This window comes from Kaistia adipata DSM 17808 (assembly GCF_000423225.1).
In the GTDB taxonomy this organism is placed as follows: Bacteria; Pseudomonadota; Alphaproteobacteria; order Rhizobiales; family Kaistiaceae; genus Kaistia; species Kaistia adipata.
Genome location: NZ_KE383991.1, coordinates 1,432,090 through 1,452,122, shown reverse-complemented (window position 1 = coordinate 1,452,122; position 20,033 = coordinate 1,432,090). Strand labels below are relative to the sequence as shown.

Genomic DNA, 20,033 nt, shown 5'->3' with positions numbered 1-20,033 from the left:
GCTTGAAAGATTCGAGGACTGGGTCTAGCTTCGTCTTTGTCCGATATATAAGCAAGGTGTACAGTATATCGGACAAGCATGGGGCCCGGGCGGAGAATCTGGGGCACTTGGCAGGGGAATGCGGCGTCGTCGGCGGCGCTGTACTGACATGTCCTGTTTTCAGCGCATCGCGGCATAACCTTTCAGGGGAACGTGATGAAGAAGACCTCTCTCTTTGCATCCGCAAGCTTGCTGGGACTCGGCCTCGTCATGAGCGCGGCGGGCATTTCCCAGGCCGATGCCGCCGCCAATTGCATCAAGGGCGACCGCAAGGCCCCCTATACGCTGGGCTGGGCCAACATCTATTCCGTGCCGACCTGGATGAAGCAGACGCAGGGCACGATCGAGGCCGAGGTCGAGCAGCTGAAGAAGGAAGGGCTGGTCGACAAGCTCGTCGTCACCGACGCGCAGGGCGATTCCAACGTCCAGATCCAGCAGATCCAGTCGATGATCGACGCCGATGTCGACGCGATCATCCTGATCGCCGGCTCGTCGACGGCGCCGGCGCGCGTGCTGGCCGATGCCTGCGCCAAGGGCATCGCCATCATCAATTTCGACAGCCTGGTCGACAGCAACGACGTCACCGCCAAGGTCAACACCGACTCGGCCCAGTGGGGCGAGCAGGCGACCAAGTTCATGATCGACGCGCTCGGCGGCAAGGGCAAGATCCTGATCCTGAACGGCCCGGCCGGCGTCTCGGTCAGCGACGATCGCCGCGCCGGCGGCGAGGCTCTGCTGAAGGCCAATCCGGACATCCAGATCCTGGCCGAGACCAACACCGCCTACAACGTCGCCCCGGCGCAGGAGGCCGTCACCAGCCTGCTCTTCGCCAATCCCGAGATCGACGGCATCCTCTCCTTCGGTGGCGCGCTGTCGGCCGGCGCCGTTCTGGCGCTCGACAAGCAGGGCCGCGAGCAGGTGCCGATCACCGGCGAGAACGCCCGCCAGTTCCTCGAGCTCTGGAAGGAAAAGGGCCTGAAGAGCTGGGCGACGATGCAGCCGAACTGGCTCGGCGCGTTCGCGGCCTATACGGCGGTGCAGGCGCTGGAAGGCAAGGACGTGCCGGCCTTCGTCAAGGTGCCGCTGCCGATCATCGACAACTCCAACATCGACGAGTACCTGGCCCGCGCCAAGGATTTCCCGGCCGACGGCTATATCTACTCGCCGTATGACCGCGAACTCTTCGCCAAGCTCCTGGCGCAGCAGTAAGTCGGCGTTGTCGTGACGATGTCCGCCCCCATTCTCGCCGCGCGCGGGGTGTCGAAGGGCTTCTTCGGCAATCCGGTGCTGCGGTCCGTCTCCATCGAACTGATGCCGGGGCGCGTGCATGCGCTTCTCGGCGAGAACGGGGCGGGCAAGTCCACCCTCATCAACCTGCTGTCCGGCGCCTTGCGTCCGGACAGCGGCACCATCGAGATCGACGGCCAGGCCGTCGGCCACCACAGCCCTTCCGAGGCGCGGCGCGCGGGCATTGCCGTCGTGCAGCAGGAACTGAGCCTGACCAGTTCGCTGTCGATCGCCGAGAATATCGGCCTCGGCGCCTATCCGCGCCGGCACGGCCTCGTCGACTATGGCGCGCTCGCCGCGCGCGCCGGGGCCGCCTGTGATCTGGTCGGCCTGCACGAGCCGCTGGCGACGCCGGTCGGCGATCTGTCGCTCGGCCGGCGGCAGATGGTCGAGATCGCCAAGGCGCTCTATCGCAAGCCCCGCGTGCTGATCCTCGACGAGCCGACCTCTTCGCTGTCGGCGACCGAGACGCGTATCCTGACCGGCCTGCTGGAGCGGCTGCGCGCCGAGGGCGTCGCCATCCTCTACATCTCGCACCGGCTCGAGGAGGTGATGCGGCTGTGCCAGCACGTCACCGTGCTGAAGGACGGCACCTGCACCGCCGACCGTTCGCTCGAGGGCGTCAACGCCGCCGGCCTTGTCCGCCTGATGGTCGGGCGCGATCCCGGTGACCTGTTCCCGCACTGGACCAGCACGCGCACGGCCGACACGGCGATCGCGATATCCGGCTTCTCGGCCGGCGCGATGCAGGATGTCGCGCTCGACATCAAGGCCGGCGAGGTGCTCGGCATCGGCGGGCTGGTCGGGCAGGGACAGGAAGACCTGCTGCTCGGGCTCTATGGCGCGATCCCCGCCAAGGTGGCTTCGGCGACGGTGAACGGCGCGCCGGGCCTGCCGGCCAACGTGCCCGACGCCAACCGGCGCGGGCTCGCCTATGTGCCGGCCGACCGCAAGCGCGAAGGCCTGCACCTGATCCATCCGATCATCACCAATCTGATGCTGCCGGCCTTTGCCCGCATGCCGGCGTTGAAGCTGCGCAGCCGTTCGGCCGAGCGCGAGACCGCGATGCGGCTTGCCACGCAATTCGCCATCAAGGGCGATCTCGGCCGTGCCGCCCAGGCGCTCTCGGGCGGCAACCAGCAGAAGGTCGCGCTGGCGAAGTGGATGCCGCACGATCCGTCGGTGCTGCTCCTGAACGACCCGACGCGCGGCGTCGACGTCGAGACCAAGCGCGAGATTTACAACATGCTGAGCGGCTTCGCGGCTTCGGGCAAGGCGGTGATCCTGCTCAGCTCGGATACGCCGGAACTCGTGCATCTCTGCGATCGCGTCGCCGTCGTGCGCGAGGGGAAGATCGCCACTGTCCTCGATCATGGCGAACTGAGCGAGGAGGCGATCGTCGCCGCCGCCATGGGCGCGGAACGCGAAAGGGAAGCTGCATGAGCGATACGTCACTGGCTTCCCAGAGCGGGACCGCGCTCTATCTCGCCATCCAGCGCAAGCGCAACATCGGCGTGCGCAGCCTGTTCCTGGTCGTGCTCGCCTTCCTCGTCGCCTATGGCGTCCTCTTCCCGGGCCTGTTCACCGCGACGGGCTTCGCCAAGTTCACCCAGAGCTGGTTCCCGCTCGCGCTGGTCGCCATGGCGCAGGCGATCCTGATGCTGACCGGCGGTATCAGCCTTGCCATCGGCGCGCTGGTCAGCCTCGGCGCGGTTGTTGCCGCCACTACCATGACGGGCCCGCTCGGCGTCACCGGCGGCACGCTACTCGTCTGTGTCGTCGGCCTCGGCATCGGCGCGGCGACCGGGCTGATCGTCGTCAAGCTGCGCCTGCCGGCGATCGTCGTGACCTTGGCAGGCTCGTTCATCATCGCCGGTGCTGCGCTGCTCGTGCTGCCACGTCCGGGCGGCGCCATTCCCGACTGGCTCTCCAACTCGCTCGCCGGCAACACGCCGGCCGCCTTCGGCGTCCTCGTCGTCATCGTGCTCGCCTGGAAGCTCTATCTGGCGACGCCGCTTGGCCTCAGCCTCTATGCCGCCGGCGAGCATCCGGTCGGCGCCTATCGTTCCGGCGTTCCGGTCGACGCGGCGCGCATCGCGGCCTACGCGATCAGCGGGCTGCTCTGCACCGGCGCCGGCCTGTTCGTGGCGGCGCAGACCGGCTCCGGCGATCCGATCATCGGCAATTCCTTCACGCTGAACTCGATCGCCGCGGCCGTGCTCGGCGGCATCGGCTTCCTCGGAGGGCAGGGCACCATGCGCGGCGCGCTCGCCGGCAGCCTGCTGCTCAGCCTGATGATCTCGGTCATGTTCTTCCTCGGCTTCACGCCTGTCGCGCAATATGTCGCCCAGGGCCTGATCATCATCGGCGCCGTCGCGCTTCCCCAGTTCCGCATGAGGGCGAAATGAGCATCAGCGACGCCGGAATCCTGTCCAGGTCCCGCATCCGGACCATCGTCACCAGTCGTCCCTTCCTGACCTTCGCCATCGTGGCGCTGGTCTGGATCGTGGCGAGCTTCGTCTCGCGCGGCTTCGGCGCCTATGGGCATCTGCGCTATCTGGTCGAGCTCGCCGCCGTGATCGGCATCGTCGCGGCGGGCCAGACCTTCGTCGTCATCGCCGGCGGCATCGACCTCTCGGTCGCGGCGATCGTCACGGTTGCCGCCGTCGGCCTGCCGCTGTTCGCGATAGACGCCGACCCGACCGGACTGACCCCGATCCTCGCGGTGCTCGCCATGACGACGGTGATCGGTCTCGTCAACGGGCTCGGCGTGGCGTTGCTCCGCGTGCATCCGATGATCATGACGCTCGCCATGGCGACCTTCCTGCAGGGCCTTTTGATCATCATCGCCGGCGGCAGCGCCGTCACCGCCTCCAATCCGCTGGTCAGCTGGGTCGGCAATGCCAGGCCGTTCGGGGTGCCGGCCGGCATCCTGGTCTGGGTCGTGGTTTCGGTCGTCGTGCTGGTGGTGATGCACGCGACGCCGTTCGGCGCGCGGCTGTTCGCCATGGGCGCGGGGCCGCTTGCCGCCAAGCTTTCCGGCGTACCGATCGCGACGACGACGATGGCCGTCTACGGCATCAGCGGCTTCATGGCCGGCCTCGCAGGCATCATCGTGCTCGGCATGAACGGCCAGGGCTATGTCGGCATCGGCGACCCGTACCTGCTCGCCTCGATCGCCGCCGTCGTGCTCGGCGGAACCTCGATCCTCGGCGGTCTCGGCACCTATGCCGGCTCGATCCCGGGTGCCATCCTGCTCGTCACGATCACCGCGCTGATCACGGTGGTGAACGCCTCGCCCGGCTGGCGCAGCATCCTGTTCGGAACGCTGATCCTGGTCTTGTTGCTTCTCTCGGGTCGCGAGGCGGCGCGCCGCTGACGGCGCGCCGGTCCTTCGTCAGAGCAGCAGCTTGCGGAGCATCGCGTCGCAGCGGTCGAGCTGCTCGATCGCGACGTATTCGTCCGGCTTGTGCGCCATGTCGATCGAACCGGGGCCGCAGACCACCGTCGGCACGCCGAGGTCGCGCTGGAACAGCCCGGCCTCGGTGCCATAGGCGACCTTGCCGTGGCCGTTATGGCCGACGACGCCCTTCAGGCGCGTCACCAGCGGATGCGACGGGTCGATGGCCAGCGCCGGGTAGTCGTAGAACTGCTCGAAGGTGATGTTCGCCTGTGGGGCGCGGCTGCGCATCTCCGGCAGCAGCTTGGTCTCGGCGAAATCGCGGATCCGATCGATGACCGTGTCGGGATCGACCTCGATCAGATTGCGGTATTCGAAGGTGAAAGAGCACGCGTTCGGCACGATGTTGACGGCGGTGCCGCCCGAGATCAGGCCGGTCGAGATCGTGGTGTGGACGACGTCATATTCGTCGTCGCGCGGACCAATCGCCAGCTCGCCGGCGAGATCGCGGATATAGACGATCAGCTCGGCCGCGTACTCGATCGCGTTGACGGCGCGCGGCGCCAGGCTCGAATGCGCTTCCTGCCCGGTCACGTGGCAGCGATAGCCGCGGCCGCCCTTGTGGCCGACGACGACCTGCATGCTGGTCGGCTCGCCGACCAGGCAGGCCGCCGGCTTCTCGCCGCGCGCGGAAAGGGCGGCGATCATCCCGCGCACGCCGGTGCAGCCGACTTCCTCGTCATAGGAAAGGGCGATGTGGACGGGGCGTTCCAGCTTCGCCGCGACGAGCTCCGGCACGATCGCCAGCGCGGCGGCGTCGAAGCCCTTCATGTCGCAGGCGCCGCGGCCGTAGAGGCGGCCGTCGCGTTCGGTGAGCGTGAAGGGATCGCTCGACCAGGCCTGGCCCTCGACGGGGACGCAGTCGGTGTGGCCGGACAGGATGATGCCGCCGGGACCGGCCGGGCCGATGGTCGCCCACAGGCTGGCCTTGGTGCCATCCTCCGACGGAAAGATCTCGGCCGTCACGCCATGGCCGGCGAGATAGGCGCGGACATGCTCGATCAAAGCGAGATTGGAGCGGGCGCTGGTGGTGTCGAAGCCGACGAGATCGGCGAGGATCTCGCGGGTGGTCTGGGTCTTGGTCATGCTCTTCACTATTCAGGCTGCATCCAGGCGATCACGCGCCGCCGCTGCCGCCGGGCCGGTAGGGCGGCGGCGTCAGCAGCATGGCAGTGACGGGCGCGGGGATGCCGCCGATCGGATCCTCGCGCGACGGCATGCCGTCGATGAAGGGCAGCAGCTGGTGCTTGGCGACCTCGAAGACGCGGCGGAGTTCGGCGACGGGGTTGCGGTGCTCGTCGACGCGGATGTCGAGCCAGGCGAAGGATTCCTTCTTGAACACCTTGAGCGCCGCCGACTGCTTGCCGCGCTTGTCGCCGCCGGCCGCCTGGCCGGCCTCGAGCACCAGCATCAGCCGTTCGTGCAGGTCGAAATCGGCGCTGCGGGCGGCAGCCTCGGCCATGGCGTCTATCGTCGCCGCGCCGACCAGCATGTTGCCCTGCACGGTGAAGCCGTCGCCCTCGATGTGGCCGGCCCAGTCGACGCAGTCGCTGCCGGTGTGGGCGGCGGTGCGGCCCTGGTTGTCGACGATGCCGAGCTGGCGCACCGACTGGCCGGGATCCTCGGCGATCAGCTTGGCGAGCGCTTCCGGCGCCGACATGCCCTTGCGCAGCAGTTCCAGCCCATCGATGCCGAGATAGGGATTGACCCAGGACTGGGTGGCGATCGCGCCGACGCCGGCATCGGCGAAGATGCAGATGCCGCCGACCGCCGGCACCGCGGTCGAGACGGCGACGCCGAGCATGCCGGTGCGCGGGCAGCGGGCGGAGATGGAGAAGGTGTTCAGCTCGATCATGATCCGGATTCCAGTTCAACGGGCGCGCGGAAGCGGCGGAAGGGGTCGGGCACGGCGTCGATCAGCGCCCGTGTATAGTCGCTTTCGGGAGAGTTGAAGACGCGCTCGGCCGTGCCGATCTCGATCAGCTTGCCATGCCGCATCACGGCGACGCGGTCGCTGACCTCGCGGATCACCGCGAGGTTGTGGCTGACGAAGACCGAGGTCAGGCCGAGCTCGTCCTTGATCTCGCGGAAGAGCTTCAGGACCTGCGCCTGCACGGAGACGTCGAGCGCCGAGGTCGGCTCGTCGGCGAGCACCACGGCGGGGCGCATGATGACGGCCCGCGCGATGGCGACGCGCTGGCGCTGGCCGCCGGAAAGCTGATGCGGGAAGCGCGAGACGGTCGCGGCCGGCAGCCCGACGCGCTCCAGCGTCTCGCCGATCAGCTTTGCACGCGAGGCGCGGTCGCCGATGCCGTGCACCTCGAGCGGCGCCGAGAGGATCGTGCCGATGCTCTGGCGCGGGTTGAACGACGAGGCGGGGTCCTGGAACACGGCCTGCATCTGCCGGCGGACGGCTTTGAGGTCGCGCCCATGGGCGGCCCAGACGTCGCCGCCGTCCAGCGTGATCGTGCCGGCGCTCGGTCGCATCAGGCGCAGGATCATCCGGAGCAGGGTCGACTTGCCGGAGCCCGATTCGCCGACGATGCCGAGCGTCTCGCCGCGCGCGACCGACAGGGTCACGTCGTCGACCGCGTTGACGCCGCGCACGAAGGATTTCGTCACGCCGGCAACCTGGATCACCGTGTCGTTCATGACGCCACCTTCGGGAACAGAGTCGGCGTCGCGGCCAGCAGCATGCGGGTGTAATCCTCGCGCGGTTCCGTGAAGATGCGCTCGACCGAGCCCTGCTCGACCACCTTGCCGCGATACATCACATAGACCCAGTCGCAGAGTTCCGCGACGACGCCGAGATCGTGGGTGATGAACAGGATCGACGTCTTCTCGCGGTCGCGGATCTCCTTGAGCAGCTTCAGCACCTGCGCCTGCACCGTGACGTCGAGCGCCGTGGTCGGCTCGTCGGCGATGATCAGTTCCGGCTCGAGCGCGAGGCCCATGGCAATCATGGCGCGCTGCTGCATGCCGCCGGAAAAGCCGTGCGGATAGTCGGCGACGCGGCGCTCCGGCTCGCGCACATGCACGGCCCGGAGTAGATCCACGGCGCGGGATATGGCGGTCTTGAAGGAGAGGTTCCGGTGCAGCACCAAGGGTTCGCCGACCTGGCGGCCGATCCGCATGGTCGGGTTCAACGCCCGCATGGCGTCCTGCGGGATGAACGACAGCCGGTCGCCACGAAGCTTGCGCATCTCGGCCGGCGAAAGGTCGAGGATGCGGCGCTGGCCGAGCTCGATCGAGCCGGAAACGATGGCGCGCTTCGGCAGCATGCGCAGCGTCGAGAGCGCCGTCATCGTCTTGCCGGAGCCGGATTCGCCGATGACGCCGACGATCTCGCCGGGCCAGACATCGAGCGATACGCCGTCGACCGCCCGGAACGAGCCGCTACGCTTCGGGAAATCGACCGTCAGGTCGCGGATCGAAAGGGTGGGGCGCCCGTCTTCGACGGCGCGGGAGCGGATGTCCATGTCGGTCACTCCCTCATATGCGGATCGGTGACGTCGCGCAGGCCGTCGCCGAGCAGGTTGAAGCCGAGCACGCAGATGAACATCGCCATGCCGGGGACGATCGAGAGCCAGGGCGCCTGGGCCATGAAGCCGCGGCCCGTGCTCAGCATGTTGCCCCAGGAGGGATCCGGCGGCTGCGCGCCGAGGCCGAGGAAGGAGAGGGCGGATTCAAGCAGCACCGCATAGGCGAAGGCGACGGCCGCCTCGACCATCAGCGGCGCCATGATGTTGGGCAGGATCTCGCGGAAGATGATGCGCGCGTCGCTCATGCCGATCGAACGCGCCGCCTCGATATATTGCTGGCGCAGCACGGCCTGCGTCGAGGCGCGGGCGAGCCGCGAGAAGCCGGGGATGAAGACGATGCCGATCGCGATCATCGCGTTCAGCACGCTGGTGCCGAGGCTCGCCATCAGCACGACGGCGAGCAGGATGGCCGGGAACGAGAACAGGAGGTCCATCGCCCGCATCAGCACCTGCTCGACGATGCCGCCGAAATAGGCGGCCGTCATGCCGATCAGCGTGCCGCCGACGAGGCCGACGCTGACGGCGAGCAGCGCTACCTGCATCGAAACGCGCGCGGCGTAGATGGCGCGCGAGAGCACGTCGCGGCCGAGCTCGTCGGTGCCGAGCCAGTGCGCGGCGCTCGGCCCCTGCAGCATCTGCGTGACGTCGAGCTCGAGCGGCGAATAGGGGGCGACCCACGGCGCGAAGATCGCCGCGAAGAGGATGACGCCGACGAAGAAGCCGCCGAGGAGAACCAGCCGCCAGCGGCGGAAATCGAAGCCTGCAGTCGCGGCCATCATGAATTCCTCGCCTTGACCTGGCGCGGGTCGAGCAGGCTGGCGATCAGGTCGACCAGCAGGTTCAGCGTCAGCACGAAGAGGGTGATGGCGAGCGCGCCCGCGAGCAGCACCGGATAGTCGCGGTTGATGATGCCGACCAGCACGAAGGAGCCGACGCCCGGCAGCAGGAAGATGTCCTCGATGACGACGACGCTGCCGAACAGGAAGCCGAACTCGACGGCGGCGACGTTCAGATAGGGAATGAAGGCGTTGCGCATCGAATGGCGGAACACGATCGTCCGGCTGTTGGCGCCCTTGGCCTCGGCCGTGCGGACATAGTCGGTCGACAGCACCTCGAGCATCGAGGCGCGCATGATGCGGATCAGCAGCGCCGACGAGACGATGCCGAGCGACAGTGCCGGCATGATCATCTGCTTCAAGTTCATCACCGGATTGACGGTGAAGGGCGTGAAGCCACCCGGCGGCAGCCAGCGCAGCGTCAGCGTGAAGACAAGGACCAGCAGCGTCGCCAGCCAGAAATTCGGGATCGCGCCGAGGATCGTCGCCAGGAAGGTGATGGAGCGGTCGGCACCCTTCTGGTGCCGGCGCGCCGCCCAGGCGCCGAGCGGGATGGCGATCAGGTTGGCGATGATGAAGGCGAAGATGGCCAGTTCCAGCGTGACCGGCAGCCGCTTCAAGAGCTCGGGGCCGACGGCGACTCCGTTCTGGAACGACGTGCCGAAATCGCCCCGCAGCGTCCGGCCGAGCCATTCGCCGTATTGGACGACGAGCGGACGGTCGAGGCCGTGCTGCGCCTCGAAGCGCTGGATGGCCTGGGCGGTGGCGTGGATGCCGAGCGCGGACTTGGCGGCGGAACCGGGCAGGACGTTGATCGTGACGAACAGCACGACGGACGCCGCGAACAAGGTCAGCACGAAGCCGGACAGCCTGGTCAGAACGAGCCTGATCATGGAGAGGGAGCGACCTGGAAAAGAGGAAGCCCGCCGTCGGATCGATTCCGGACGGCGGGCTCTGAAAGGATCAGGGAGCCAGCCAGGCGTCCTTGATGGTCTTCAGGAAGCCGGTGCGCATCGGCTTGTAGTTTTTCAGCTGATCGGTGTGCGCGGTCAGGATCCACGCATTGACCAGCGGCACGATCGGCATCTCTTCGAGCGACAATTCCTGCTGGCGCTTGTAGGAGGCCTTGCGGGCTTCCTCCGTCGTGCCCGACTTGGCCTCGTCGAGGATCGCCGTCATCGGGTCCGAACAGCTCTTCTGGACGTTGATGCCGGTGTTGCAGGAATAGTTGCTGGTGACGAAATCGTCCGGATCGGCGAGCGGGCTGACCCAGTACATCGCCGTCATGTCGAACTTGCTCGGACCCCAGACCTCATCCCAGTAGCGCGGGATTTCCATGGTCGTGATCTTGGCCTTGATGCCGACGGCGGCGAGGTTCGCCTGGATGATCGGCGCCATCGCGACCATGGCCGGGAAGGAGGAGGCCATGGTGAGCGAGGTCTCGAAGCCGTCCGGGAAGCCGGCCTCGGCGAGCAGCGCCTTGGCCTTCTCGGGATTGGCGGCCGGCGTGAATTCCTTCAGGTCGGCATAGGCCCAGTTCCACTCCGGAATGACGCCGCCGAGGATCGGCGTCGCCTGGCCGAAGAAGGTGCCGGCGGTGATCGCCTGGCGGTCGATCGCATGCGCGATGGCCTGGCGGACCTTCGGATTGTCGAGCGGCGCCGTCGTGTTGTTCGGCAGCAGCCAGTAGTAGCGCGAGCCTTCCAGCGTCTGGCCGACGAGGCCAGGCGTGGCCGAGATCGTCGCCCAGTCCTTGGCCGGGATCTCGTTCGAGAAGTTCACCGTGCCGGAGATCAGCGCGTTGGTCAGCGCCGTCACGTCGGCGATCAGATGCATCTCGATCGCGTCGAAATAGGGCTTGCCCTCTTCGTAGAAGTCCGCGTTGCGCTCGAAATTGACCATCGAGCGCGGCGTGTAGGACACGAACTTGAACGGGCCGCTGCCGACCGGCTGCGAGTTCAGGTCGTGGCCGCTCTCGACCAGCTTCTTCGGCACGATCGAGGAGCCCGGGAAGGCCATGTAGATCAGGAACGGGCCGGTCGGCTTCGAAAGGTTGAAGCGGACCGTGAGCGGATCGACGACGTCGATCGATTCGATCGTCTCGACCTGCGAGGCGTAGGAATAGCCGCTGTCGGGCGCGCGCAGGCGGTCGAAGGTGAACTTGACGTCCTCGGCGGTGACCGGGTCGCCATTGTGGAATTTGACGCCTTCGCGCAGCTTGAAGGTGTAGGTCTTGCCGTCTTCCGAGACCTCATAGCCGGTGGCGAGGTCGGGATAGGGCTTGGCGTCGGGATCGAGCGACATCAGCGTCGAATAGACCTGCTCGATCACCACATGCGACATGCCGCTCGGGCCGCGCGCCGGGTCGAAGCCGGCCGGGTCGGCCGAGAAGGCGAGCTTCAGCACGCCGCCGCGGACGGGCTCCTCGGCGAATGCCGGAGCCATGCCGAACGGCAGGCCGACGGCCATCACGGCAGCCGCCGCGACGCTGGCCTTCAGGATGAAACGACGGCTGACCGTCATGCGCCGATGAACTGTCATGATGGATCGATCTCCCCTGCAATCGAACGCTGTCCGCGCTGCGATGTGGCAGGCGCGGAGTGTCATCCGCGCCCCCTCGGCACGACTGACGGAAAAGTTGAATACACTTGAATGTCAGGAAAGTCATCACGCCGGTCAAGGGCAAATGCTGGTCATGCTCAGCCGAATTTCCGGGCATTCAGGCGCTGTTTTCGCGGCGGGGGTTGCGCTACAAGATCATTCAACAGCCGCCGAGAATGTAAGCTCTTTGATGCGTGATATGGACAAGGCCACGGATGCCGGCAGCGATGCGGATGCGCCATCGCTCGGGGCGCAGCTGCGCCATCTTCGCCGGCTCAAGGGATTGCGCCTGAAGGATCTTGCGCTCGAGCTGGGCTGCTCCGAAAGCATGCTCTCCAAGGTTGAGAACGATCGCGCCGACCCGTCGTTGCACCTGCTGCACCGTCTGGCGGAGGCGCTCGGCACGCCCGTGCAGGCCTTGTTCAGCGACACGGCCAAGGCGCCGCTCACCGTCTATCGCAATGGCGAGCGCCCGGTCCTCGCGCTCGAGCGCCGTGGCTCCGGCCCGCCGCTCGCGAGCTTCGAGCGGATGATCCCCTATGCCGAGGGTCGGACGCTCAACGCCAACGTGCATGTCGTGCCGCCGGGCGGCGGTTCGAACGGCGTCCTTCGCCATGTCGGCGAGGAGGTCGGCTACGTCATCGAGGGCACGATCGAGCTGGTCGTCGACGGCCATGCCGTCGTCATCGGCGCCGGCAGCTCGTTCTTCTTCCAGTCGTCGCTGCCGCACAGCTACAGCAATATCGGCACGGTGGTGGCCCGCATCGTCTGGGTCAACTCGCCGCCCTATTGAGGCGGCGGAAGAGCCTGCCGAAGATGTCCAAAATTTAACCGGGCGGACATCCGGAGCCTCCACGCGGGACCGGCGCGGCGGTCGGGCGTTCGCCGCGCCCTGCAACCTGCTGCAACGGCTTGGCAATTGCGGGCCGCGTCGGGCCGGCGCCGAGGCCGGACCGGCCGGGCCGTGCCGGCTCGGGGTCGCCTGTAACCTCGGCTCTGCGGTGCGGCGTTTGTCTTCCCGCGACCGTGCTCCAGTTGATTGAGCGGGTCGGAGGGATTCACGCCCCGGCGTGCGCACTCCGGCGAAACTGGAGGATGATCATGAACAGCAAATTCGCTCTCGCGACCGCAACGGCGATGACCTTCGCCGCCTTGACGGCGGGCGTCCCGGCGTCGGCCGCCAGCACGCACGGCCTAAGCTGCAAGGCCGGCACGCAGGCGACGCGGGTGATGGAGAAGGGCAAGCATGTCTGGCGGTGCGAGCCGACGGCCCACCACGCCACCCCGAAGCCGCATGAGACCATGGCGCCGCAGGGCTCTTCCTCGGGCGGCACGAGCTACTAGCTCCCGAGCCTCGAGGTCGCGCGCCAGGGGCGCGTGGCCCGTCCCGCGGCGATGCAAGGGCGGCCGAGTCATCCCGGCCGCCCTTCATCGTGTGTCAGGTGGCGCGGCCCTGATAGCGAGCAAGGCCCAGATCGTCCGACCGGATCGCCGTGCGCTTGCCGTCGACCAGGTCGGCAATCAGCCGGCCGGAGCCGCAGGCCATCGTCCAGCCCAGCGTGCCGTGGCCGGTGTTCAGAAAGAGGTTGTCGAAGCGGGTCGGGCCGATCACCGGCGTGCCGTCCGGCGTCATCGGGCGGAGACCGCACCAGAAGCTGGCCTGCGACTGGTCGCCGGCGCCGCCGAACAGATCCTCGACGGAATAGACCAGCGTCGCCTTGCGGGCGGGCGGCAGGTCGCGGTTGAAGCCGGCGATCTCCGCCATGCCGCCGACGCGGATGCGGTCGCCAAGCCGCGTGATGGCGATCTTGTAGGTCTCGTCCATGATCGTCGAAACGGGTGCGCGCGCCTCGTCGACGATCGGCACGGTGATCGAGTAGCCCTTGACCGGATAGACCGGCACGTCGAGGCCGAGCGGCTTCAGCAGCCGCGGCGTGAAGCTGCCCATGGCGGCAATGACGACGTCGCTCGCGATCTCTCCTGCCGAGGTCCGCACCGCCGCCACGCGCGTCCCCTCGGTGCGCAGGCCGAGGATGTCGGTGCCATAGCGGAAGGTGACGCCGAGCGCCTCCGCCAGCTTCGCCAGTGCATTGGTGAACTTGAAGCAGTCGCCGGTCTCGTCATGCGGCAGGCGCAGGCCGCCGACGATCTTGTCGCGGACATGGGCGAGGCCGGGCTCGGCGGCGACGCAGCCGGACGGGTCCAGCACCTCGAAGGGCACGCCGTCCCTCCTGAGCACGTCGACGTCCTTGCCGATGCCGTCGAGCTGCTTCTGCGTCCGGAACAATTGCAGCGTGCCCTGTTCGCGGCCGTCATAGGCGATGCCGGTCTCGGCCCGCAGCTCGATCAGGCATTCGCGCGAATATTCGGCGATCCGCACCATGCGGCTCTTGTTGGTGGCGTAGCGGGCCGAGGTGCAGTTGCCGAGCATCGCCATCACCCAGCGCCAGGTGTCGGCGTCGAGCATCGGCTGGATGATCAGCGGCGCATATTTCATGAACACCCACTTCGCCGCCTTCTGCGGGATGCCGGGTGCGGCCCAAGGCGAGGAATAGCCGGGTGAAATCTCGCCGGCATTGGCGAAGCTGGTCTCCAGCGCAGGACCGGGCTGGCGGTCGAGGACCGTCACTTCGTGCCCGGCCTTGGCCAGATAGTATGCGGACGTCACGCCGATGACGCCGGCGCCGAGAATGGTGATCTTCATGGTCGTCCCCGTCCGCGCTCGGCCCGTGCCGCCGCGCGTCGCCCAGATGTCTGCCTCCATCATATTGCGCCATCCTGCGAACGTTCGAGCTATTCGCGCAAGATCGTGCGATAGATGGCTCGATTTCGAAATTTCCTGCGCACGTTATGAAGGAAGCTGCATGTCCGGGCTCGACGCCATCGACCGCAACATCATCCGCCAGCTTCGCCTGGATGCGCGGGTCAGCAACGCCAGGCTCGCCGAGGCGGTCGGCCTGTCGCCCTCGGCCTGCCTCAGGCGGGTGAAGATCCTCGAGGAAAGCGGCGTCATCCGGGGCTACACCGCCCTCGTCGCCACGGGCGCGGCGGGGGAGGGGATCGCCGTCATCGTGCAGATCACGCTGGAGCGGCAGACCGAGGACTATCTCAATCGATTCGAGGCCGCGGTGCGCAAGCATCCCGAGATCCGCGAATGCTTCCTGATGACCGGCGGGTCGGACTATTTCCTGCGCGTCGAGGTCGAGACGGCGGCGGGGTTCGAGCGCGTGCACAAGGAGATCCTGTCGGCGCTGCCTGGCGTCGCCCGCATCCATTCGAGCTTCGCCATCCGCAATGTGCTGTCGGCGCGCCGGCCCGGATAGGAATGGGAATCGATTCTCCGCCACGGTCGAGAATCGGGGTTCCGGGGCGCCCCCCAAGAAAGAACCCGCCCTGTCGGGCGGGTTCAGGATAGGAATCGTGCAGCCGTCGCTCAGCGCTGGCCGCCCTTGGGCGGCATGTCGCGATTCTTGTGCTGCGAGCCTTGCTGCGGCGACCTCTCGGACGCCTGGCTCTGCTGGCGCTGGCCGGACGGCTCGCCGCCCTTCTTGCCCATTTCGGAGGCCCGTTTCGGGTCGTTTACGGAGTTTCCGGATCCACCGCGCTGGTCTTTGTTGGGCATGTCGCTCACTCCAATGAACCCCGTCCGGTGTAAGAACCCGCGTTCCGGCCAATCGTTCCGAACTTTGCCGGATAACGCGAGGCGACGGGCCTCCGTCACGGGATTCTGGAGCGCTCGTGTTGACAGACGAGGGCTCGCTGCATATGGTCCGCCCGAATTTTCGAGCGGGCGCCTTGGGCGCTCGTTTCGTTCCCGGAACCCTTTCGTGAGCGTCGCGCCATGAAGATCAAGAACTCGCTCAAGTCCCTTCTCGGGCGCCATCGTGCCAACCGGCTCGTTCGCCGCAAGGGCCGTGTTTTCATCATCAACAAGGTCAATCCGCGCTTCAAGGCCCGTCAGGGCTGATGAAGGGCGCGCGTCGCGCGCCGGCTGGATTTGGTTTTGACGATGCCCGCATGAAGGCTATGATGGCCATCATGCGGGCATTTGTCGTTTCTCTCGTCGCCCTGGCCGCTCTGGCCGCGCCGTCGCTTTCACTGGCGAAGGACGCGCCGTCGCCCGGCGATCTCGGCAGCCAGAGCCTCGAGCAGCTCTTTGCGACGCTCGGCACGCCCGGCGACGAGCAGGCGGGCTCCGCCGCCGAGGCGGAGATCCAGCGGCGTTGGCTGGCGTCCGGCAGCGACACCATCGACCTGCTGATGCAGTGGGCGGCCGAGGCCGTGGCCACGAAGAATTATCCGCGTGCCTTCGATTTCCTCGATGCGGTGGTGACGCTCAAGCCGAACTATGCCGAAGGCTGGAACCGGCGCGCGACGCTCTTCTTCCTGCAGGACGACTACGGCAAGGCGATCTCCGACTTGGAGAAGGTGCTGGCGCTCGAGCCGCGCCATTTCGGGGCGCTGTCCGGCCTCGGAATGATCCTGAACGAGATCGGCCGTAAGAAGGAGGCGCTCGCCGCCCTGCAGCAGGCGCTGGTGATCGATCCCTATCTCGACGACCAGGTCCGCGACACGGTCAAGTCGCTGGAGCCCGAGGTGGCGGGCCGGGAGATCTAGCTCCTTCCGCCGCGCAGGTTCGCGCCGGGACGATACAGTCGGCTTCCCCGCGTGTTGCAGGGGCTTCTAATGCAAACGGCCACCCCTCCGCTGGGAGGGGTGGCCGTTTGGCTTTGCAGGCTCGCTGGGACGCGCGGCGCGGTCAGCGCCGGCCGTCCTCGGTGCCGGTGCCGACGAAGGCGATGCGCAGCATGTTGGTCGCGCCCGGCGTGCGCAGCGGCACGCCGGCGGTGATGATGATCCGGTCGCCGCTCTTCGCGAAGCCTTCGCGATTGGCGATGAAGCAGGCGCGGTTCACCATGTCGTCGAGGTTGTAGGCGTCGTCGCTGACGACGCAGTGCAGGCCCCAGACGATCGAGAGCCGGCGCGCGGTCGAGACGATCGGCGACAGCGCGATGATCGGCGTCAGCGGCCGCTCGCGGGCGGCGCGCAGGCCGGTAGAGCCCGAGGCCGTGTAGCAGCAGATCGCGGCGAGGTTCAGCGTCTCGGCGATCTGGCGCGCGGCGGCAGAGATGGCGTCGGCGCCGGTCGCCTCCGGCTCGGTGCGCTGCGCGTGCATGATGTTTCGATGGTTCGAATCGAGCTCCACCTGGGTGGCGATCCGGTCCATCGTCGCGACAGCCTCGATCGGGAAGGCGCCCGCCGCGGATTCGGCCGACAGCATGATCGCGTCGGCGCCCTCGTAGACGGCGGTGGCGACGTCCGACACCTCGGCGCGGGTCGGCACCGGGGCGGTGATCATCGATTCGAGCATCTGCGTCGCCACGACCACCGGCTTGCCGGCGCGGCGGCAGGCGCGGGTGATCTGCTTCTGGATGCCCGGAACCTGCTCGAGCGGCATCTCGACGCCGAGATCGCCACGCGCGACCATCAACGCGTCGGAGATCTCGATGATCTCCGCCAGGCGCTGCACGGCCTGCGGCTTCTCGATCTTCGACATGATGCCGGCTCGGCCGGCCGCGATCTTGCGCACTTCGGCGACGTCGTCCGGACGCTGCACGAAGGAGAGCGCGATCCAGTCGACATTGGCCTGCAGGGCGGCGTCGAGGTCGGCGCGGTCCTTCTCGGTCAGCGCGCCGGTCTTGATCGTCGAATCCGGGACGCTGACGCCCTTGCGGTCGGAAAGCTTGGTGCCGACCTCGACCGTGGTGAGCGCGCTCTTGCCGTCGGCGGAGATGACGCGGAGCCGAACCTTGCCGTCGTCGATCAGCAGGCGATGGCCGGGCTCGAGAACCTCGAGGATCTCCGGATGGGGCAGGTAGACGCGGCCGGGGGTGCCAGGCGTCGGATCGCTGTCGAGCACGAAGTTCTGGCCGACGGTGATCTCGACCGCCTTGTCGGCGAATGTCCCGAGGCGCAGCTTGGGACCCTGCAGATCGGCGAGGATGCCGATCGGACGGCCGACATCGGCTTCCACGGTGCGAATGATGCGAACCAGCTCGTTGAGCTTGTCGTGCGCCGTGTGGCTCATATTGATGCGGAAGACGTCGGCGCCAGCCCGGAACAGGGCCTCGATCGTCGTCTTGTCGGAAGAGGCTGGACCTAGGGTCGCGAGAATTCTGACCTTACGCGACCGTCTCATTTTCGATTTGCTCCTTGCTGGGCAGGTTCGTTGAGCTGGATGGTCCAGCTGGTTTGTTCGCCGGTGTCGACTTCGAAGAAGCCGGAACGATTAAATCCACGCGGCACGCAATCTTCGGTGCCCTCGATGGTAAACATTTTGTCCTTGGTGCACATCACGTATTTGCCGCTCCATTCTCCGCCCTGGTCGTAGTCGACCGCATAGACGTAATAGTAGCGTGACACGAGCGTGCCGCTGACGAGCGTTTCGCAGCTATTGACCGGTACGTTCCACCATCCTTCAGTGGTCCAGACTTTCTTGTCCTTGTAGCCGATGGCGACGCCAACTCGACTGGGCGTCTTGTTGCAGAGCCGGAGGTCGGCGGAGGCCGGCGCGGTCTGCAGGAACAGGGCTGCGAACGCGGCCGCCGAGGCCAGGAGGGCCGTCCGCGGCCAGGATCGAAGCAGGCATGATCGCATCGAGAGGGTCGCGAACCGGTTGACGCTGGAGGCAGCTTTATGCCGCCGCGGCTTTCCGGCTGTCAACCAGGACGGGATCGAGTCGGCCGGGTCCGGCGCCGGCGCAGGGCGCGGGCTGGCCGCGGCTTTCGGGTCGAGGAATCGCATGGACCTGATGTCCAAAAAGATCGCGGCGGCATGATGGCTGAAACCGTGGCGGCGCGATGCCCTGCGGGGGAGGTATCGGTCCCGTCCCGCGCGGGTTGAGGCGCCACCGTCGGCGCGCGCCGCGGCCCCGATCATGTCACGGGGACCGCGCCCGTCGGGAAGGCGAGGGGGCCTGACCGGGCGGCGGCACATTCCGGTGGCAGCCGGGCCGCCGGGCCACTATCATCCGGTCATGCGCACCGAATTGGATACCGTGCCGGCCGCCGATGGCGCAGCCGCGTTTGAAGTGATCGCCGGCCGTGTCGACGCCGGCCTCGTGCTGATCTGCGACCATGCGTCGAGCCATGTCCCGCCGGAATATGGCTCGCTCGGCTTGCCGCCGTCCGAGTTCGAACGGCACATCGCCTATGACATCGGCGCTGCGGCGCTGACCCGGGCGCTCTCCGCTCGCTTCGGCGTGCCGGCGGTGCTGTCGCATTTCTCGCGCCTGCTGATCGATCCCAATCGCGGCCTCGACGATCCGACCCTGATCATGCGGCTGTCGGATGGCGCGGTGGTGCCCGGCAACGCGAAGATCGACGCGGCGGAGCGGGCACGCCGCATCGCGCGCTTCTACCGTCCCTATGACGACGCGGTGAACGCGACGATCGAGGCCGGCATGGCGAGCGGCCGGCTGCCGATGGTGCTGTCGATCCATAGCTTCACGGCCAGCTGGAAGGGCGTGCCGCGTCCCTGGCACGCGGGCATCCTCTGGGATGCGGATCCGCGCCTGGCGCGGCCGCTGATCGACGGGCTGGCGCGCGATCCCGCCATCGTCGTCGGCGACAACGAGCCCTATCACGGCGCCCTCAAGGGCGACACGCTCTATCGTCACGCGACGCGGCGTGGCCTGGCGCATGCGCTGGTCGAGGTCCGGCAGGACCTGATCGCCGACCCCGCCGGCGTCGCCGCCTGGGCCGACCGGCTCGCGGGCGTCTTGACCGAACTGAACATCGGCTCCACGCCGCACGCGATCGAGCATTTCGGGTCCCTCACCGGCCCGCTGATCGAGTAGAAGGGTTCCCATCATGTCCAGCACCCCCGAATCCCTCGACGAGGCGACGACGACCGCGCTCGAGGCTGCCGCCTTCCGCCAGCTCTTGGCGCATCTGCGCGAGCGCGGCGATGTCCAGAACATCGACCTGATGAATCTGGCCGGCTTCTGCCGCAACTGCCTCGCCAACTGGTATCGCGAGGCGGCGGAGGCGAAGGGCATCGCCCTCTCCAAGGAGGAGAGCCGCGAGATCATCTACGGCATGCCCTATGCGGAATGGCAGAAGCGCAACCAGACCGAGGCCTCGCCCGAAAAGCTGGCGGCCTTCGCGGCCAACCGTCCCGATCATTGACGTCCCGCCACGCTCCTGACGGGCTTGACCCCCACGCCCAACTCGGGCACTCACCCACGCCTGCGCCAAACTATTGAGG

At 67.4% G+C, this 20,033-nt stretch carries 22 protein-coding genes; 11 read left to right on the top strand and 11 right to left on the bottom strand.

Annotated features, from left to right (window positions below; genetic code table 11):
* Positions 1-249 precede the first annotated feature (249 nt).
* From G539_RS0119635 to G539_RS0119620, 4 genes are read left to right on the top strand one after another with little or no spacing between them, the layout of a single operon-like run.
* Positions 250-1,248: a substrate-binding domain-containing protein gene (locus G539_RS0119635; protein WP_245576923.1), complete on the top strand. Its 999-nt coding sequence runs from the start codon at positions 250-252 to the stop codon at positions 1,246-1,248.
* A gap of 18 nt (positions 1,249-1,266) precedes the next feature.
* Positions 1,267-2,769, top strand: a complete 1,503-nt coding sequence (locus G539_RS0119630) for a sugar ABC transporter ATP-binding protein (RefSeq protein ID WP_210162831.1) — start codon at positions 1,267-1,269, stop codon at positions 2,767-2,769.
* Positions 2,766-3,734, top strand: coding sequence for an ABC transporter permease (locus G539_RS0119625; RefSeq protein ID WP_084640087.1), 969 nt, complete (start codon positions 2,766-2,768; stop codon positions 3,732-3,734). The genes G539_RS0119630 and G539_RS0119625 overlap by 4 nt, the downstream gene beginning before the upstream one ends.
* Positions 3,731-4,705, top strand: coding sequence for an ABC transporter permease (locus tag G539_RS0119620; RefSeq protein WP_029076708.1), 975 nt, complete (start codon positions 3,731-3,733; stop codon positions 4,703-4,705). Before G539_RS0119625 ends, G539_RS0119620 begins: the two co-directional genes overlap by 4 nt.
* Positions 4,706-4,723: 18 nt before the next feature.
* On the opposite strand, the gene argE is transcribed toward G539_RS0119620, so the two are convergent.
* From argE to G539_RS0119585, 7 genes are all read right to left on the bottom strand, one after another.
* A complete protein-coding gene (gene argE, locus G539_RS0119615; RefSeq protein ID WP_029076707.1) occupies positions 4,724-5,872 on the bottom strand; it encodes an acetylornithine deacetylase in 1,149 nt (382 codons plus the stop codon).
* A 31-nt stretch (positions 5,873-5,903) separates the two neighbouring features.
* Positions 5,904-6,641 (bottom strand): DUF1028 domain-containing protein, encoded by a 738-nt coding sequence (locus tag G539_RS0119610; RefSeq protein WP_029076706.1) that lies wholly within the window; start codon positions 6,639-6,641, stop codon positions 5,904-5,906.
* Positions 6,638-7,438, bottom strand: a complete 801-nt coding sequence (locus tag G539_RS25545) for an ATP-binding cassette domain-containing protein (RefSeq protein WP_035832095.1) — start codon at positions 7,436-7,438, stop codon at positions 6,638-6,640. The genes G539_RS0119610 and G539_RS25545 overlap by 4 nt, the downstream gene beginning before the upstream one ends.
* Positions 7,435-8,265 carry an ABC transporter ATP-binding protein gene (locus tag G539_RS0119600; protein WP_029076705.1) on the bottom strand — a complete coding sequence of 277 codons (831 nt, stop codon included), beginning with the start codon at positions 8,263-8,265 and terminating at the stop codon, positions 7,435-7,437. Before G539_RS0119600 ends, G539_RS25545 begins: the two co-directional genes overlap by 4 nt.
* Before the next feature lie 5 nt (positions 8,266-8,270).
* The gene (locus G539_RS0119595; protein WP_029076704.1) at positions 8,271-9,104 is read right to left on the bottom strand and encodes an ABC transporter permease; all 834 of its coding nucleotides are present in this window, start codon (positions 9,102-9,104) and stop codon (positions 8,271-8,273) included.
* The gene (locus G539_RS0119590; protein ID WP_029076703.1) at positions 9,104-10,057 is read right to left on the bottom strand and encodes an ABC transporter permease; all 954 of its coding nucleotides are present in this window, start codon (positions 10,055-10,057) and stop codon (positions 9,104-9,106) included. Before G539_RS0119590 ends, G539_RS0119595 begins: the two co-directional genes overlap by 1 nt.
* Positions 10,058-10,127: 70 nt before the next feature.
* Positions 10,128-11,705, bottom strand: coding sequence for an ABC transporter substrate-binding protein (locus G539_RS0119585; protein WP_156912050.1), 1,578 nt, complete (start codon positions 11,703-11,705; stop codon positions 10,128-10,130).
* A gap of 259 nt (positions 11,706-11,964) precedes the next feature.
* On the opposite strand from G539_RS0119585, the gene G539_RS0119580 reads away from it, so the two are divergent.
* Positions 11,965-12,558, top strand: a complete 594-nt coding sequence (locus G539_RS0119580; RefSeq protein WP_169516672.1) for a helix-turn-helix domain-containing protein — start codon at positions 11,965-11,967, stop codon at positions 12,556-12,558.
* Between the two features lie 308 nt (positions 12,559-12,866).
* A complete protein-coding gene (locus G539_RS0119575; protein ID WP_029076700.1) occupies positions 12,867-13,109 on the top strand; it encodes a hypothetical protein in 243 nt (80 codons plus the stop codon).
* A gap of 94 nt (positions 13,110-13,203) precedes the next feature.
* On the opposite strand, the gene G539_RS0119570 is transcribed toward G539_RS0119575, so the two are convergent.
* On the bottom strand, positions 13,204-14,469 hold the full coding sequence (locus tag G539_RS0119570) for a D-amino acid dehydrogenase (RefSeq protein ID WP_029076699.1): 1,266 nt from the start codon (positions 14,467-14,469) through the stop codon (positions 13,204-13,206).
* 160 nt (positions 14,470-14,629) lie between these two features.
* On the opposite strand from G539_RS0119570, the gene G539_RS0119565 reads away from it, so the two are divergent.
* Positions 14,630-15,088 carry an Lrp/AsnC family transcriptional regulator gene (locus G539_RS0119565; RefSeq protein WP_029076698.1) on the top strand — a complete coding sequence of 153 codons (459 nt, stop codon included), beginning with the start codon at positions 14,630-14,632 and terminating at the stop codon, positions 15,086-15,088.
* A gap of 110 nt (positions 15,089-15,198) precedes the next feature.
* On the opposite strand, the gene G539_RS27630 is transcribed toward G539_RS0119565, so the two are convergent.
* Positions 15,199-15,387, bottom strand: coding sequence for a stress-induced protein (locus G539_RS27630; RefSeq protein WP_245576909.1), 189 nt, complete (start codon positions 15,385-15,387; stop codon positions 15,199-15,201).
* A 219-nt stretch (positions 15,388-15,606) separates the two neighbouring features.
* On the opposite strand from G539_RS27630, the gene ykgO reads away from it, so the two are divergent.
* Positions 15,607-15,732 carry a type B 50S ribosomal protein L36 gene (gene ykgO / locus G539_RS0119555; RefSeq protein ID WP_029076697.1) on the top strand — a complete coding sequence of 42 codons (126 nt, stop codon included), beginning with the start codon at positions 15,607-15,609 and terminating at the stop codon, positions 15,730-15,732.
* 50 nt (positions 15,733-15,782) lie between these two features.
* A complete protein-coding gene (locus G539_RS0119550; protein WP_169516671.1) occupies positions 15,783-16,382 on the top strand; it encodes a tetratricopeptide repeat protein in 600 nt (199 codons plus the stop codon).
* 142 nt (positions 16,383-16,524) lie between these two features.
* On the opposite strand, the gene pyk is transcribed toward G539_RS0119550, so the two are convergent.
* Entirely contained in the window at positions 16,525-17,964 is a 1,440-nt protein-coding gene (gene pyk / locus G539_RS0119545) for a pyruvate kinase (protein ID WP_029076695.1), read from the bottom strand.
* Complete coding sequence (locus G539_RS25540; RefSeq protein WP_425402366.1) at positions 17,961-18,569, bottom strand: DUF1036 domain-containing protein; 609 nt, start codon at positions 18,567-18,569, stop codon at positions 17,961-17,963. The genes pyk and G539_RS25540 overlap by 4 nt, the downstream gene beginning before the upstream one ends.
* 232 nt (positions 18,570-18,801) lie before the next feature.
* Here G539_RS25540 and G539_RS0119535 point away from each other — a divergent pair, with 232 nt between their 5' ends.
* Both G539_RS0119535 and G539_RS0119530 read left to right on the top strand, forming a co-directional pair.
* A complete protein-coding gene (locus tag G539_RS0119535; RefSeq protein ID WP_035831617.1) occupies positions 18,802-19,623 on the top strand; it encodes an N-formylglutamate amidohydrolase in 822 nt (273 codons plus the stop codon).
* Between the two features lie 13 nt (positions 19,624-19,636).
* The gene (locus G539_RS0119530; protein WP_029076692.1) at positions 19,637-19,954 is read left to right on the top strand and encodes a DUF1244 domain-containing protein; all 318 of its coding nucleotides are present in this window, start codon (positions 19,637-19,639) and stop codon (positions 19,952-19,954) included.
* The last annotated feature ends 79 nt before the right edge of the window (positions 19,955-20,033 follow it).